This is a genomic window from Roseovarius nitratireducens (genome assembly GCF_002925845.1).
Taxonomy (GTDB): domain Bacteria; phylum Pseudomonadota; class Alphaproteobacteria; order Rhodobacterales; family Rhodobacteraceae; genus Roseovarius; species Roseovarius nitratireducens.
The window spans coordinates 1-15,476 of sequence record NZ_PDNI01000025.1 but is presented as its reverse complement, the minus strand read 5'-3'; the positions used below and the strand labels follow the sequence as shown (position 1 = coordinate 15,476).

Annotated in this window: 15 protein-coding genes and 1 pseudogene; 2 read left to right on the top strand and 14 right to left on the bottom strand. The window is 60.7% G+C overall.

Annotated elements, in window-relative coordinates:
• Window positions 1-26: 26 nt before the first annotated feature.
• The 12 genes from virB11 to CRJ03_RS04505 all read right to left on the bottom strand — a co-directional run bounded on the left by virB11 (window position 27) and on the right by CRJ03_RS04505 (window position 10,876).
• Window positions 27-1,025, bottom strand: a complete 999-nt coding sequence (gene virB11 / locus CRJ03_RS04560; RefSeq protein ID WP_104017735.1) for a P-type DNA transfer ATPase VirB11 — start codon at window positions 1,023-1,025, stop codon at window positions 27-29.
• A 110-nt stretch (window positions 1,026-1,135) separates the two neighbouring features.
• Window positions 1,136-2,593 carry a TrbI/VirB10 family protein gene (locus tag CRJ03_RS04555; protein WP_104017734.1) on the bottom strand — a complete coding sequence of 486 codons (1,458 nt, stop codon included), beginning with the start codon at window positions 2,591-2,593 and terminating at the stop codon, window positions 1,136-1,138.
• A 2-nt stretch (window positions 2,594-2,595) separates the two neighbouring features.
• A complete protein-coding gene (locus tag CRJ03_RS04550) occupies window positions 2,596-3,270 on the bottom strand; it encodes a TrbG/VirB9 family P-type conjugative transfer protein (RefSeq protein WP_163025967.1) in 675 nt (224 codons plus the stop codon).
• A gap of 60 nt (window positions 3,271-3,330) precedes the next feature.
• Complete coding sequence (locus tag CRJ03_RS04545) at window positions 3,331-3,975, bottom strand: VirB8 family type IV secretion system protein (RefSeq protein WP_104017732.1); 645 nt, start codon at window positions 3,973-3,975, stop codon at window positions 3,331-3,333.
• A 2-nt stretch (window positions 3,976-3,977) separates the two neighbouring features.
• Complete coding sequence (locus tag CRJ03_RS04540) at window positions 3,978-4,979, bottom strand: TrbL/VirB6 family protein (protein WP_104017731.1); 1,002 nt, start codon at window positions 4,977-4,979, stop codon at window positions 3,978-3,980.
• Between the two features lie 2 nt (window positions 4,980-4,981).
• Entirely contained in the window at window positions 4,982-5,470 is a 489-nt protein-coding gene (locus CRJ03_RS04535) for a hypothetical protein (protein ID WP_104017730.1), read from the bottom strand.
• A 3-nt stretch (window positions 5,471-5,473) separates the two neighbouring features.
• A complete protein-coding gene (locus CRJ03_RS04530) occupies window positions 5,474-6,283 on the bottom strand; it encodes a type IV secretion system protein (RefSeq protein ID WP_104017729.1) in 810 nt (269 codons plus the stop codon).
• Entirely contained in the window at window positions 6,273-7,391 is a 1,119-nt protein-coding gene (locus CRJ03_RS04525; protein ID WP_104017728.1) for a lytic transglycosylase domain-containing protein, read from the bottom strand. Before CRJ03_RS04525 ends, CRJ03_RS04530 begins: the two co-directional genes overlap by 11 nt.
• 135 nt (window positions 7,392-7,526) lie before the next feature.
• Complete coding sequence (locus CRJ03_RS04520) at window positions 7,527-9,830, bottom strand: VirB4 family type IV secretion/conjugal transfer ATPase (RefSeq protein WP_165375234.1); 2,304 nt, start codon at window positions 9,828-9,830, stop codon at window positions 7,527-7,529.
• 55 nt (window positions 9,831-9,885) lie between these two features.
• Window positions 9,886-10,161: a VirB3 family type IV secretion system protein gene (locus CRJ03_RS04515; RefSeq protein WP_009819926.1), complete on the bottom strand. Its 276-nt coding sequence runs from the start codon at window positions 10,159-10,161 to the stop codon at window positions 9,886-9,888.
• 23 nt (window positions 10,162-10,184) lie between these two features.
• Window positions 10,185-10,469 (bottom strand): TrbC/VirB2 family protein, encoded by a 285-nt coding sequence (locus CRJ03_RS04510; protein WP_104017726.1) that lies wholly within the window; start codon window positions 10,467-10,469, stop codon window positions 10,185-10,187.
• A complete protein-coding gene (locus CRJ03_RS04505) occupies window positions 10,466-10,876 on the bottom strand; it encodes a lytic transglycosylase domain-containing protein (RefSeq protein ID WP_104017725.1) in 411 nt (136 codons plus the stop codon). Before CRJ03_RS04505 ends, CRJ03_RS04510 begins: the two co-directional genes overlap by 4 nt.
• A gap of 759 nt (window positions 10,877-11,635) precedes the next feature.
• Between CRJ03_RS04505 and CRJ03_RS04495 the strand changes: the two genes are divergently transcribed.
• Entirely contained in the window at window positions 11,636-11,905 is a 270-nt protein-coding gene (locus CRJ03_RS04495; RefSeq protein ID WP_104017774.1) for a hypothetical protein, read from the top strand.
• A 112-nt stretch (window positions 11,906-12,017) separates the two neighbouring features.
• Window positions 12,018-12,650, top strand: coding sequence for a hypothetical protein (locus tag CRJ03_RS04490; RefSeq protein WP_240611554.1), 633 nt, complete (start codon window positions 12,018-12,020; stop codon window positions 12,648-12,650).
• Window positions 12,651-13,039: 389 nt separating this feature from the next.
• Here the strand turns inward: CRJ03_RS04490 and CRJ03_RS04480 are convergent.
• A pseudogene (locus tag CRJ03_RS04480) lies at window positions 13,040-13,437 on the bottom strand (transposase); the annotation flags it as partial.
• A 121-nt stretch (window positions 13,438-13,558) separates the two neighbouring features.
• Window positions 13,559-15,476: GcvT family protein (locus CRJ03_RS04475; protein ID WP_104017722.1), on the bottom strand; the 1,918-nt coding region annotated here is incomplete at its 5' end.

Here is a 15,476-nt window from a genome sequence, read left to right as displayed (position 1 = left end):
CATCCGATGTGAACCAGCAAATCCCCTCAGGGATTCGAGCTGCCCGGCACCCACACCTGTTCGACCCCACGCCGCCCGTCCTTCCGACCAAGCTGCACCACGACGTCGATGCTGGACGCAGCGTAGCGCCTTATCTCCTCAAAACTCATGTTGATGCCCACGGACATGACCATGAGGGCTAGGCGGTCGAGCGCCTTCTGCGCGGTATCGGCGTGAATTGTGGTGAAAGAGCCGGAATGGCCGGTGTTGATCGCGTCGAGGAAGGTCTTGCACTCATCGCCGCGCAGCTCACCAAGAATGATCCGGTCAGGACGCATGCGCAAAGAGGTCTCCAGCAACTTGGCCGCGGTGCGTTCACTTGAGGGGATACGGTCCGCCTTGAGCATCGCGCGATTGGGTTGCGGCGGGAAGAGCTCGAACGCGTCCTCGATAGTCACGATACGCTCCGTCTCGGTCACCAGCGCGAGAAGCGCCCGGGCAAAGGTCGTTTTGCCCGTAGATGTCCCGCCGCTGATCATGATGTTCAGCCGCTCGTCGATGCAAAGTTTCATGGCGGCTCGAATGTTCCCCGCCTGAGTGAGTGCGATAACCTGTTCGGCTTTTTTCTGTCGTTCGGTGTCCAGGTCTACCAGTTCACCGTGCAGCAGACCGATGTCGCCCAAGGTGAGTTTGTCTTCACTATAGCGGCGCAAGGTGATCGACGGCCCGCCATCCACGACGGGTGGATAGACGACCTGTGCCCGGATCGGCTTGCCGTTCATCTCGATCTTGCCGGACACCAGCGGCTTTTTCTCGCTGATCTGTCCGTGGGTGGCGCTGGCAATGGACGTTGCAAGGTCCCGAGCTTGGGCAGGGGAGTAGAAAACGCCTTCGAGGCCAACCATATGCTCAGCCCCCCGGGTTTCCACCCAGACCTTTCCATCGGGATTGACCGCTATTTCGACAACGGCGGGATCGGAGAGCGGTGCAGCCAGCGGTTTTAGATAGGTCGAAAGAAAACTGGTTTTTTCTGCCGCCTGGTTCATGGCAGGCCGCCCGTGCGTTTCAGGTTTGTGTCGCGTCGAAACACGCTGCCTCTCCCTTTGGTCGAACGCGCGTTTCGCCACATAGTCAGTTTGGGGCACAAGAAACGCACTTAATAGAACTCGAGATCTCGGTCGACGATCACACTGATCGCGGCCCCTGGCGGGACCGAAATAATTGGAGGCAGGGTGGCATATTCGCCGATCACGGCATCGGTGGCTTGCGTAAAACTGCCCGCGACATCCTCGGCAATCTCTGCTCCGGTCTCGGATCTGGCCTCGGATGCGGCGATTGCCGGTCCTGCGCCGATGATCGACAGCAAAGCAGCGGTGCCAAAGCGCAACCCGAAGCGTGAGTTCACGGAGCCCGTCACGCCAGAGCGGCCCTGATCGTCCGCACCGAATGCGGCGAGCTGTACCGATTGCCCCTCGGGTGTGACGATGCGTGACCAGCCAACCAGAATGCGGGCCTGGCCCAAAGAAACATTCGAATTGTACGTCCCGAAGAGGCGGGAACCTTCAGGAATGAGAACGCGGGACTGATCGAAACTCGAGACCGGGTAGTTCACGATGGCGGTAATCTGTCCGGGCAATGTGGAATCGATGGCGGTTTCCAGTGACGCTTGGATGAGCGTGCCCTGCAGAACCGTGTTGGAAGGATTGGCGATAACCTCCGCTGTCGCGACTTGAACGGGCTGAGCACCCTCCAACACGAAGGCGCGCGCGGTGGCATCTCCGACCGCAGGGCCCCTCTCGGGGTCGGATGCCGGACTGCCCGTCTGGCCGCCCGTATCAAAGATCACCCCCTCGGATCGGATTTGCGTGTCGCGCAGCGCTGCCGCCTCGGCCCGCCGACGGTCCAGTTCAGCCCGTTGCGCTACTTCCTCGGCGGCGAGCTTATCCCGCTCGGTTTGCGCGCGCAGGGCGTCACTCAGACCGTCATCGATCTGCTGTTGCAGGGCATCGTTCTGGCGCTGCAGGCCGAGAATTTGCTCCATCAACTGCTCCATCCGGCCATCGGCAACACGTGCGCGTGCGGCAACCTGCGTCGCGATGCGCTTTTGCGCTTCAAGATCGGCTTCTGCCAATCGGGTGTCCATCTCGCTTTGCATCTGGGCGATGAGCGCCGTGTTCTGTTCCTGAACCGAGCGTAGCGCTTCGGCCAGTTCGGCGGAATTGTCGGGGGCAGGGGCCTCGGCCAGTCTTGTCAACTGGGCTTGTAGGGCGACTACGTCGCTCGCAAGCTTGGCGTTCTGCTCCTCCAGCGCCTGGCGCTGCGCCGCGAGTTCATCCTCGATTGGTCCGGGATCGAACCTCGGCTCCGATCTTTGTTCGGTCGGTTCAGCTTCGGCTATCATGCGGCCGAACCCGTCACCATCGACCTGATCCTGAAAGTCGTCGGCTTTCGATGTCTCGACGGCAGAAGTGACGCCGCTGCCTTGCACAAGCGGGTAGGCAATGATGGCGGTCCCCGCCAACAGGAGCGCCCCCAGACCAAGCCTCAGCCCAAGCGACGCGCGCCGCTTGGGCGCAAAACTGTATTCTTTTTCCCCGGTTTTCTCGTCGCTCATGATCAGAACTCCCGTCCACGCAGGGCGGCCACGGCAGCAGCCTCGGTCGTGAACCCACCAGTCTCACGGGTGATGCAGATATGATCGTCGCCCATGCGGATCGTGTAGGCGTCCCGCACGCCGGTGACACGGACGACCGCACCTTGGGTTTGGCTGTTCTGGGTGATCTCGTAGCCTTGGGCGTTCAAGCCGAAGATCGAGGGCCGCACGCCGGGCCGGAATTCAAAGAAGGTCGAGCGCCCATCATTCCAGACCCGCACCGGGCGGATCGCACCGCTGCCCGCGAATTGATAGCCGGTATCTCGGCCTCCAGCCGCAAGCTGGCGCCCGGCGGGTCGCTCGTCGGGAAAGTTTACGACGACCCGGAAAGACTGTGTCCGCGAGCGTCCCTCTGTCAGATAGAAGGCGACAGCACGGCGGTTGGTAAAGATCGTCAGGTTTGTCGCGGCCCGTGCCTCGACAGGCTTGATCGAGATCGTATTGCGGTTCGACAGAACCTCCACTTCATAGGACGCGGAGTCACCGATCAGGACTTGATTAATCCGTTCGCCAGGACCGAGTTCGATTGACGTGTTTACTCGAAGGTGGGTGTCGATCCGGATCACATCCGTGGGGTTGAAGGTCACGTGGCGAACGCGGGCGTCCTGTCCCATGGTGACCGGTGCGCGCTCGGCCAAGGCGGGTGTTGCGAGCAATCCCCAGACCGTTGCGATGGCAAGTAGACAAGTTTTCATGAATTATTCTCGTGTCAGTGTTTCGGCGTCGACCCGGTAAGCTGTCACCGAGAAGCCAAGGGGATTCTCCCAAACGCGTGTCAGGGAGCGTTCGCGGCGGGGGGCAAACTCAAATCCCACGGTGGCGATGAATGTCTGCGTAACCGGTGCCTGGTTGGGCCGCGTGAGGCGTTTGTCGAACCGAATCTGGGCCACGTCGTCCTGCAGGAAGGTGATTGCTCGCACGCGGACATCGACCTGCGCATTCGTGCCATAGCTGCGCGGTGGATAATTCTCGGACCCCGTGGTCCAGAGGTCGATCAGCGAGGCGCGGGCTGGCCCACTGGAGCGCCGCTGGACACTTTCGAGCCGTTCCTGAATGCCGACCCGAAAATAGCTCTCACGGTCGGTGATATAGCTGACAAGCAGCGACTCCTTGATCGCTTCCTCATCGGTGATACCGGTCGGCTGAACCTGGTAGATGCGCTCTGCTGCACCCGACGTGCTGTCGACGAGAACGGTAAACACTTCGGTTTCGCGCAGGGGCAACATGACCGTGATGGTCAAAGCCAACAGCACGGTAACGGCGCAGGAACAGCCCGCAACGATCCATGCGGCGCGCGCTGCCCGGCGCGGACCCATCACCAAATCGATGTCGAAATCACTCATGACTATCCCTTCTTCATCTTTCCGGCGAGCTTGACCGCACCGCCCGCATAGCTCCCGGCACGGGCCGCGCTGGACGATCGGTCAGAGACGCCTTGTCCCTGAAGCCCTGCGTTGAAGCCTCGTCGCATGTCGTCGCCGCCCCGGATTGCGGCACCGGTATTGCGCCACGCATTCCCGGGCATCCGCGCGGCATTTGCACCGATCGAGGCGAGGCCGATGTTCGTGGCGGCAAGACCTTGGGCGAAAGTTGGCACGAGCAACATCAGGCCGGCACCGATCATCATCACCACGATGAATGAGATCGCGTCCCCGAGTGTTTCGACGCCGTCGAGGCTATCAGGTGCGACGGCTTCACCCGTCGCTATGGTGAAGCCGGCCATGGCAGCCACGAATAGCGGGACGAAGGAAAAACCGATGGCGAGTTTGACCCAGGCCTCGAACAGCGGCGCCGATTGTTTGAACAATGTGCAGGCCACGGCCACAGGTGCGATGGCGATCAATACCGCCAACATGATCTTGGCTGCCGACAGAACGATGATGGTGATCGTCGCCATGGCGGCGGCCACAAGAAACATGACGACGCTGGTCATGGCACCGGCCAGCCAACCGCCATTCTGGCTGATCGCCTGTCCGACATTCAGGGCTTGGGAGTAGAGATCGTCGATGCCGTCATAAAGATTTGTGACATCGCCACCAGAGAGGGAGTTGAGAATACCTGCACCAAGTTCGGCAGGCGCATTTGTCAGCGCTTCGTACGGAACAGAAAGGTTTGCGTAGATCAAAAACACATTGACCAGCACAATGCGCAGCCCCACTGACACGATTGTGGAAACAGAGAGCGGCACGGCTTGTAGAGCCATATTCGCGCCGACAAGAACGACCACCAACACAGACGCGGCCTGTACAACAGGGCGCACCGCAGCAACCGTGTCACCATATGTGTCGGCTGCTACGTTCGCGACAGTTGCATCGACCAATGCCAGAACCTCAGCGATTATGGCCATCCTCAACTACCACACTGTTCCATTTGGAAGGTCTGATAGCGCTCGTTTACATCTGACCAATCGCTACGGCGGTATTTGCGGAAGACACTGAAATCACTGATGATCGCACCCTGAGCCGCTTTTCCTATCCGTTCCTGCGTAAACGCATCGAGCGATCCGAGATCATAGATGCAGCCGCAGAAGCCTTGCGACATCGCAAGCTCCCTGAGGTCCGTGCCAAAGCCCCATCGAACCGCCCCGCGGAAAATCTCGTTGTTGAAAAACTCAGTGTCCGGATAGCTGAAGGTGCAGGCTTTCGGCTTCGGGAACATCAAAAGCCCCCTTGCTTGTACCTCGCGCATCAGCTTGAGGAGCCGTTCTTTCTCCCCGTTTTCGGTGGCAGTGACGACCTCTCCGAGCAATGTATCGTCGGGCAGGTCTTGCTGGCCTTCGGCCCACGCACTGCCTGCGAGGGTGATGAAAACTGCAAGTGCTTTGAGTGATGTATTCAAGGGTCAGTCCTCAGCGCCGGAAAAATCAAAGAAGGAGCGTGTGCGGGCCTGCTCGGCCGCGAAATCGATGCCGTTTTGACCTTGCGCCAAGCCTTGGGCGGCATTCAGGCGCCACATCTGGCCCAGCATGTAATTCGTCTCCGCGGCCATACGCGTGTTGAGATCGATCGATTCCTTGAGCGTTTCCTGATCGCCAATCGCTTCCACCAGCCCATCGATACGCTCGATGCTCTGGGCGGCTTCCTCGTAGGAAATCTGGGCTTGCCCGATAACCATGGCATTGGCAGCCGCCAGATCGGCTATGGCAGCGCCTTGCGGGTTCCCGGCGTCGTTCAGCTCGGTGAGTTTTTCCGAGGTGAACCCCGCACTGGCCATCGTCTCGCGCATGGCATCAGCGGCCCGGCGCTCTCCCATGGTGACGTCGCCATCGAGCAGATCGTCCAGCAGGCTGTCAAAATCCCCGAGCGACAGGCTGTCCATGAAACCCGATAGATCGGTGATCTTCTGGGCGCGGGCACGCAGGTCCTCCACATCGTTGTAAAGGGCTGCGATTTCATTCAGGCCAGTAATTGAACCCAGGACGTCATCAAGAAGGCCCTGAATATCAGTGAGGCGCTCGATCTGGGTGCGCAATTCCTCGATTTTCTGGAGCTGGTTTTCCGCATCGCGCAGCGCGGCCTGCAGCTGCTCGATATTCTGCGCGAGGTTCGATCCATCGATCACCGGCACACCCTGAGCGAAGGCAGGGGGCAGGTGTGCCGCCATGAGCGTGCCCGCGACAAGGATAGCGGCAAGGCGGGTGTCAGCCCTCATCGGAATACCTCCAGAAAGTGGATTGCTCTAAGTGATCGGCGGCCTCGGTCAAACCTTGTGCCGCTTCGACTTTCACGTGGGCCGCGCGCAGACGCAGCGTCAGCGCCATGAGCCGCGCCCGTTCAGCAAGCATATAGGTGGAGCGGTCCAGCGCTTCTTTTGCGTTCTCGGGCGGATCTTCACGCAAAAGCGCCGCGATCCGGGTCATGGCCTGATCGATCTGGGTGCCCATGTAGGCGCCATAGCCGACCGAGGCATCCGCCCAGTTGCCCCAGGCGGCCGAGGCGCCATCAACGCCCGCCAGTGACCCCGTCATGTCGACGCCGGTGATGGTGCCAAGATAGTCGTTGTAATAGCCGTTGATGCGCCGGACGTAGGTCTGGGTTTCCTCGAAAGGAGGCACACCACCATACTCGAGAACACGGCCAGGACCTGCATTATAGGCCGCCAGAGCGTGATCGATCCGACCGAAGCGGTTCAGTTGCGTGAGAATGTAGCGTGCACCACCGTCCAGGTTTTCCCAAGGATCATATGGGTTCACACCGAGATCCGATGCTGTGCCCGGCATCAGCTGACAAAAACCGCGCGCACCCACGGGGGAGACAGCCGCATTGTTGAAACGGCTTTCCTGCTTGATCAAGGACTGAAACAGGATACGCCACGTCAGTGGCGTCAGACCGGCGGCCGCAACGCCGGGGTGACCCTCATAGCGCCGCGCCACCGTGATGATCATGCGTTCCACGTCGCTGGGCTCACCGAAGAGACGATCGGCATCAGGATTATCTTCCAGTGCCGGGTAAGTCTCTGCAGCGCTCGCCCAGCCGGGCCCACCAGCCTCGAACCCACTCAGGTCGGTGACTCCGGTGGTCTCCTCAAGGAAACGTTCGTAGGCTTCAAGCTGCTCTTGATAGATATCCGCTTGTTCCTGGCGGGCGTCGCGCTTCTGGCCCTGCCGCAAGGCGTCGCGTGCGATTTCCTCAACGCGCGACACGGCCCGGGCAAGATTGGAGCCGTCGATCACTGGCACGCCCTGCGCGGAGGCAAGCGAGCCAAGACCCAAGGCCAACGGAACCGCCATTCTAGAAGCTCTGGAAATCACAATGCGCATTCCGCGAAACACGGTCGGGAGCAGGGGCCGAGAACGCCATCGCTGGCCGCTCAAAACAGGGCGAACGCACGCCTGTTGATGCACCTTCGCAAGCGCTCAGGGCCGCCATGGCGACCAACAGAAAAAATCGTGCTTTCACATCATGTCCTTCCAGAATTCTTCTTTCTTGCGCCAATCGGCAGGCGCTTTTTCCTCGCCGGTCTTGCCGCCACCAAGAACAGTGACCAGACCGCCCAAGCCTGCGAGATCGGTATTGACGAACACGCTGTCGGCCCCGGAACGGATCAATGCCAGCCGCAACCCGGCTGTCGGGCTGGAAAGAAAATCCGCCTCGCGCGCGTTCAGGCGCAGGATGCCGTAATCCTCCGGGTTTGCCCGTGGATTGGGAAACAGGATCTGGGTTGCCACACTTTCCGCGATGATCTGGCCGACCGAACTTTGGTCCAGATGGCCCGGTGTCTGGGTCAACATCATCACCACGCAGTTGCGCTTGCGCATGGTAACCAGCCAGTCATGGAGGCGCTTGACGAAGATATCGTCGGCCAACATCTTCCAGGCCTCGTCGATCACAATGATCGTTGGTCTGCGATCCTCGATCACGCGCTCGATACGGCGGAAGAGGTAGGCGAGGAGGGCGGAGCGTTCTGCGTCCTGGTCCAGAAGTTCGGTCATGTCGAGACCAAGGACATCCTCGCCGATGGCAATCGACTGGGCACTGGGCCTTGAGAAAAGCCAACCGTACCGACCGACTTCTGTCCATTCCCGCACGCGGGACACCAGATCGCCGTCATCATCGGTAGAGGCCACGAGGCTTGCCAAACCGTCGAAGGTTCTAAGGTCCGGTTCCGCAGCGGCGATCTGACGGACCGCCTCGTTAAGTGCTGCGGTCTGGACTGTCTCAAGTGGACGGTGGCGGGCCAGAATGTCGCCAAGCCAATCTGTCAACCAGGCGGCCCCTCGCGCATCGGTCTCCGTGGTCATCGGGTTGAAGCCCGTGGGCTGGCCAACCTTGATTTCACTATAACTGCCACCCAGAGCGCGGATCGCCATCTCCAACCCCTGGTCCTTGTCGAAAACGATGACCCGCGCGCCCACTCTGCGGGCCTGCGCCATGAGAAAAGCCGTGCCGAGTGTCTTGCCAGACCCCGTACGGCCCAGAACCAACGTGTGCCCGACACTTGGCTCATCGGTCCGGCGCCCCGCTTCGTGAAAGTTGAACCGGTAGAGGCTGGAGGTCACAGTCGGGAAGGCCGTGATCGTCTTGCCCCAAGGGCTGGCCTCAGGTCCGCGCCCTGGCCGTGTCTTGTGAAACGCAGCCAGTTCCGCGAAATTGTGAGAGGAAACGATCCCGTCACGGATCCGGTAGGCCCAGTTCCCCGGCGCCTGCGCGAAATAGAGTGCCTTTGCGGCCCAGGATTCCCGGACCAGAACGGCACCGGTCTCTTGCCCCGCCCGCCAGATCTCGGAAGCTGCCTGTTCCAGTTCCTCGGCGCTGTCACAGAAGACCTGCACGGAGGCATGATGTGTCCCAAAAGTCGACCGGCCGGATGCCACGGCGTCGGCGGCTTCGATCAATTGCTCTGTCAGGCTGACGCCGGCATCCTCGGAGGCACCCCGCTGGCGAAAGGTACGTTGAATGCGCTCAACCATTTCATTGGCGCGCCGCGGCGTGAAGGAATTGGTGATCGTGATGTCATAGGGCAGTTCCAGCGCGTCAAGCATGGTTGGCCAGGTGCGGCTGGGATAGGATTTCATCCCGAAAATCGCGCCGAATCTTGAGCGTCCACCGCTTTCCAGCCGCATGGTTTTGCCGTGAAAGCTGACGTCGAAATTGCTCATCGTGTCGGCCAGCAATTGTCCGGGGGCCGCGATGATCTTGCCGTAGCTCTGTCCGTGAACCGCGGCCAACAACGCAAGCCAGTCCTCGCTCGAGACTGTCAGTCGCGCCGCGCCTGCGTCGGAATACATCGCCATGAGCAGGGTCATGGCCTCTTCCAGGGCAACAATTCTCGTATCGATGTCTTTCTGGAAATCGCGGCCGCCGCCAAGGACGCCCAGAACCTTCGAGAAAGCCTGCGGCATCGACGGACGAATCAGCACTGTCAGCATCAAGGTGCGGGCTTTCAAGTCACGTGCGCGCAGGCTTCTCTGCCAAGCCGCGTCTACGGCATTTGCAAAAGGCATACCGTCAGGCGCAGCAAGGTCCGCGACGTCCGGGCGTGACACCTTGTTGATGTGGAAACCGAAGCGCTCCCCCAACTGACTGACGATCCGGGCAAAGCCTTCGCTGATCTCATCGATCCGGGCGTCATCGCTGGTGAAGCTGTCGATCCCGCCGAGCGTGACCGACGCCATCAGATCACCCTGCCGCGTCAGGATGACATTGTCACGCACCGCAGCGATGTAGGGTAGATGCCGCCCAAGACGCTCGGCTTTCAAAGCCTTGTCCCCAAGTGCATCCCGAACGGCACTGCTGGCACGAAGCCCCCGAAACTCACGCGACATAGAGATCGCCCCCATCACCGGATCGCACACTCGTTCGCGGTGTGCGCGACATCACCACGTTCAAAATCTGAAACAGATGTGGATTGCGGTCTGCGACCAGCCAAAGCGGTGGGTAGCCCGCGAGGAACACCAGCAGGAACCGCATGTCGTCAACCAGAATGAAAGGGATCACGGATGCGAAGACCAACGCCACGAAATATCCGATCGGAAGACCGAATATCCGTGGCGGCTTGGTCAGCCCCAGAAAGAGTGGTGTGTCGCGCATGCGGGTCTCTGCGGTCGGTCAGATCAAGGAGCCGCAAAGCCGTCGATGATGGTCTCGGCCGAAAAGATCAGCACCACGCCGACAAACACGGCCACGAAGATCGGCCAGTTGAGGCGCCCGAAAAACATCATGACACCGGACCCCACGAGAGCGAGTACGCCGAGGCCACGACCGATCGGACCCGTCACCGCGTCGATGATATTGTCGATCATGTCAGAGACCGGGCTGAGGTCCTGTGCGAGCGCCGGGGCTGCGGCTAACATCAGCAACGCGGCCAATGCCACCCGGGTATAATCAATGCGCTTCATGTCTGGTCTCCGATGGATTGGGCATAGACGGCCATGACCTTGCGGACATGACCTTGGGTTTCACGGTAGGGGGGAATACCGCCATGGCGCGCCACGGCTTCGGGGCCGGCATTATAGGCCGCGAGCGCAAGCTGCGGCGTCCCGAAACGATCAAGTTGTGTCAGCAGATAGCGGGCGGACCCATGCAGGTTTTGCTCAGGATCATGCGGATCGACGCCAAGCACGCGTGCAGTGTCCGGCATCAACTGCCCAAGCCCGATTGCGCCGACATGCGACCGCGCGCCTGGATCAAATGCGCTTTCAATAGCGATGTTGGCGCGAAAGAATGCGAGCCAGTCGCGAGAGGTCATCCCGGCCCTGCGCAGGACCGGGTGGTCCGCATAGACCGACCCCACATCGAGGATCATGGCCTCGATCGCAGGGCGACCTGATGGGACCCGAGACGGGGAAAGGCGGGGTGAATTAAGAGGGGTGACCTCAGAACGTGCGACAACGTCGCTTTGCTCGGGTTGAGGTCTTGCGAAGTCAAGAACGCTGCTGGTCAGTCGACCAACACGGTCTGGAGCATCGAGATCGATAACGGATTGTGCATAAGAGGAAGGGCCTGAAAGCCCCCAGAGAACGAGGCTAGCCGCTGCCAGGATACCTTGTCGTCTCAAACTCCCACGTGCCTCTCTCACCTTCTCGGAGCGGGCAACTGAATACTTTTGCGTCGAGCTCCAGGCAGAAGCTCATGAGCCCTGCTGCGGTCTTGAAGACGCGTGGTTTCAGATCCCGGTTGGTCACATAGACCGACCGGTGCACACCGTCTTGACCGTCATTGGAGCAGACGAAAACCGTCCAGCCACCCCTATGCGTATTGCCGCCCTTTTCCGGGGCCTCAACGCATTCCACCTCGATCCATGCCCCACCCTCGATCGCCTCTTGCATGTGCGACGTTAGGATCACTGGGTACTTTGTTCCTGCCATTTTGCCTCCGAAGGAAAGAAGTTCCTACGAAAGTAACCTGCTTTTGCACCGCTTCAAACAGTGCATGCCACAAGATATGTTGCGACGTATCGAAAAACGCTTTAGGTGGTCAATAGATATCTTTAGATTGATTACGATATTTTTTCGGTGATAGGTCCGACACACGATTCGCCCCTAGAATGTCGGGAGACCACCAGATGTCGCGGTTGCTGGCATGTAGCACATTCATCGCCCTAGCGATCCCAGCAAACGCCGAAACGCTGGCGATGGACTGCGTGTTGCCGTTGCGGCCGGAGCTGTCGGCCTCGCCTGCGCTCCTGAACGAGTACGGCGACGACATCAGAACCGAGTTCAACGCCTACTTCGATGAGGCACAAACCTACCTGAATTGCCTCGCCGCAGCATCAGCTTCTGCGCAGGCCGAAGTCCGTCTTGTGCTTGACGCTTACCAGGAGATGTTCCAATGAAACGACGCACAAAATATGTCAGTATTTATGACTTGCTTAACATAAATCCAATTATGCGCCAACAGGTTAGCGGCGGTGCTTTGTCATGAGGCGGCCCCTCTCAACGGCCGCCATGATCGCGTTCGGTCTCGTGTCGCTTGCGCCCAAACCCGCTGCCGCACAAGGCTACCAGATCGATTGTGCGATCCTCTTGTGCCTCGCAGGCGGCTGGCCCGCGTCGGCTCCGTGTGCGCGGGCGCGCGCGGAGTTCATCCGGCGGATCACGCCCTGGCCGGTCGAGCCGCCGCTGCAGATCTGGCGCTGCCCGATGCGCGTGGCGCTTGAAATGCCGGACCCGGTCGTGCGCCTTTACAGGTTGGCGGGGTTTAACCCCGAGCCAACAGTCTCCTCGGCACCCGGAATGGAAACGCTCCATCTCGCGCAAGCTGTCGGGCGTGGCGCTGATATCGATGTCAGCGGGTCCGCCTTTGCGTTTATCCGCTCCATTGATGTCTTTGACGCTTATTTGTCCCAGGGAGTGGTCGGCGAAGGCGAGCATTGTCGTCGCTGGAGCTACATTCGACATGGTTCATACGACAGCACGGGGCAGTTTCGATGGCGTATCGCGTCCCCGGGGGAGCTTCCGCCGGCCTTCCAGGGCGACGAAGGTTTCGGAGCCACCTGCCCGAGTATCCGGACCCGTGCCGTCTTTGTCGACTGGGAAGATCACGAGGGCACCTACGGATCTGAGCAGGTCAATTACTGACCCACACCCCAGACAGAAGGACTCGACACCCCAAAAAAGAGAAACCCCCGCAAGGCGGCAACCATGCGAGGGGCTCGAAGAACAACGGAATTGGCGTTCCGATAGGTCAACTCAAACTGTGATCGTGTTCTAGCAGTCCCGACAGTCAAGGCAACGAAAAAACGTATCTCTTGATGGGATGCGAACGCCCTGTTGCGGCCTTGTCCCACGCTGACAAGGACAAGATATTGAACCTGACCCAAACCCACCCCGCCCTGCCGGAAGGCTGGACCAACGGCGCTGTCATGGCGCTACTTTCAGAGGTTGCTCCGCATATCGGTTTGCGCCCCGTCCGCCTCGCAGTGCTGACCTACATCATCGGGCGCACCCGCGCATCCGACTGGACCTCCCCGCATCGGGAACCGTCCGTCTTCAACGACCCGGCAAGCAAGGTCGGTTTTTTTGCCCGCGACCTGTCCAGCGCCTCCCGAAGGCTCTCGGCTTCCAGGGTCTTGCGGCCGAGCTGGCGCTCGAGCTCGCGGATGCGATCCTCCATTTGCCGCACCTTCTTGTTGCTGGTCACATCGTCGTCCCCGGTCACCGCGACACTCCCTCCTTCCAGCATCAGCTTGCGCCAACGATACAGAAGATTGGGCGCCACGCCATTGCGGCGCGCGACGGTCGAGATGCTCTCGCTGCCATCCAGCGTCTCCTCGACAATCCGCAGCTTTTCGGCGGAACTCCAGCGGCGCCGGCGGCCACCATCCATGATGATTTCAACTTCAGACATGAGCACGTGCTTAGGGATATGCCTAAGCCTCCTGGTTCAGGCCTAGGTGTCCGGTCGAAAATGGGGCCAGTTCAAGTTCAAGTGCAACGCGAAACCAGCCTCAACCCAGGTTCCTTTGTCAGCGCCGCCACGCCGCGCCTCACGTTTTCATCCGCTCCGATTTCGGGTCGTATAGGGGTTTGAGGCTCGCCCTGGCCTTCACCTTCGTGCCCATCACGTCGATCTCGTAGGTCGAGCCCAGAACGTCCTGCGCGCTCTCGCCCTTGCAGGGCACGTAGCCCATGCCGACAGCGGCGCCGAGGTGGTGGCCGTAATTGCCCGAGCTGAGATACCCCACGTGTTCGCCGTCCCGGATAATCGGCTCGTTGTGGAACAGAAGCGGCTCCGGGTCTTCCAGCAGGAACTGCACCATCCGGTTCTCCGGCCCGCTTTCCTTGCGCGCTGCCACCGCCGCCTTGCCGATGAAGTCGTCCTTCTTAAGGTCCACGGCAAAGCCCAGCCCCGCGTCGATCACGTTGTCTTCGCAGGTGATGTCATGCCCGAAATGCCGGAACGCCTTCTCGATCCGGCAGCTGTCCATCATGTGCATCCCGCAGAGCTTCAACCCCACATCCTGTCCGGCCTCCCAGAGCGTCTCGAAGACATGCCCCGCCATATCGGCCGAGATATAGATCTCCCAGCCCAGCTCGCCCACGTAGGACACCCGGTGCGCCCGGGCGAGCCCCATGCCGATCTCGATCTCCAGCGCCGTGCCGAAAGGATTGGTTTCGTTCGAGAAATCACCGGGAGAGACCTTGGTCAGCAGCGCGCGCGATTTTGGCCCCATCACCGCCAACACACCCTCTCCCGCGGTCACGTCGGTGATCACCACCCGCCGGTCGCCCACATGCCGTCGTAGCCTTGTCTCGTCGGCTAGCCGCGTCACCGCCGGCGTGACCACAAGGTAAGCCGTCTCCGACAGCCGCGTCACCGTCACGTCCGCCTCAATCCCGCCGCGGGTGTTGAGGAACTGCGTATAGACGATCTTGCCAACGGGGACGGACATGTTGGCCCCACAGACATGGTTCAGGAAGGCTTTCGCGTCCGGCCCCTCGACCCGCAGCTTGCCGAAGGAGGTCATGTCGTACATGCCGACATTCTCGCGCACCGCCTTGTGCTCGGCCGCCGAATTTTCGAACCAGTTCTGCCGCTTCCAGCTATACTGATACACGGGCTCCTGCCCCTTGGCCGCGAACCAGTTGGCCCGCTCCCAGCCGCCCGCCTCGCCCATCACCGCGCCCTCTTCCAGCAACTGCGCATGGAATGGCGAGCGCCGCACGCCGCGGGCGGTGGCCTTCTGGCGATAGGGGAAATGGTCGGCATAGAGCAGGCCCAGCGTCTCTTTCGAGCGCTCGAACAGGTAATGCCGGTTGCCCTGGAATGGATGCATCCGGCTGATATCGACATCGCCGATATCGTAGGGCTTCTCGCCATCCTCCATCCACTGCGCCAGCGTCACGCCGGCACCGCCGGCGCTCTGGATGCCGATCGAGTTGAACCCGGCGGCCACCCAGACGTTGTCCATCTCGGGGCACAGCCCCAGGTGATAGGCATCATCGGGGGTAAAGCTTTCGGGACCGTTAAAGAACGTGTGAATCCCCGCCTCGGCCAGCACCGGCATCCGGTTGACGGCCGCCTCGAGGATCGGCTCGAAATGGTCGAAATCCTCCGGCAACTGATCGAACTCGAAACTCTCGGGAATGCCCGCCATCCCCCACGGCTTGGCATTGGGCTCAAACGCCCCGAGCATCATCTTGCCCGCATCCTCCTTGTAATAGGCGCATTCATCCGGCACCCGCAGGACCGGAAGCTGCGACAGACCCGCGATCGGCTCGGATACGATATAGAAATGCTCGCAAGCATGCAGCGGCACGTTGGTTCCGGCCATGCGCCCCACCTCTCGGCCCCACATGCCCGCGCAATTGACTATCATGTCGCAGGCGATATGGCCGCTGCTTCCATCCTCGCCTTGCCAGTCCACGCCGGTCACGCGGCGGCCCTGCCGCGCGATGCCCGTC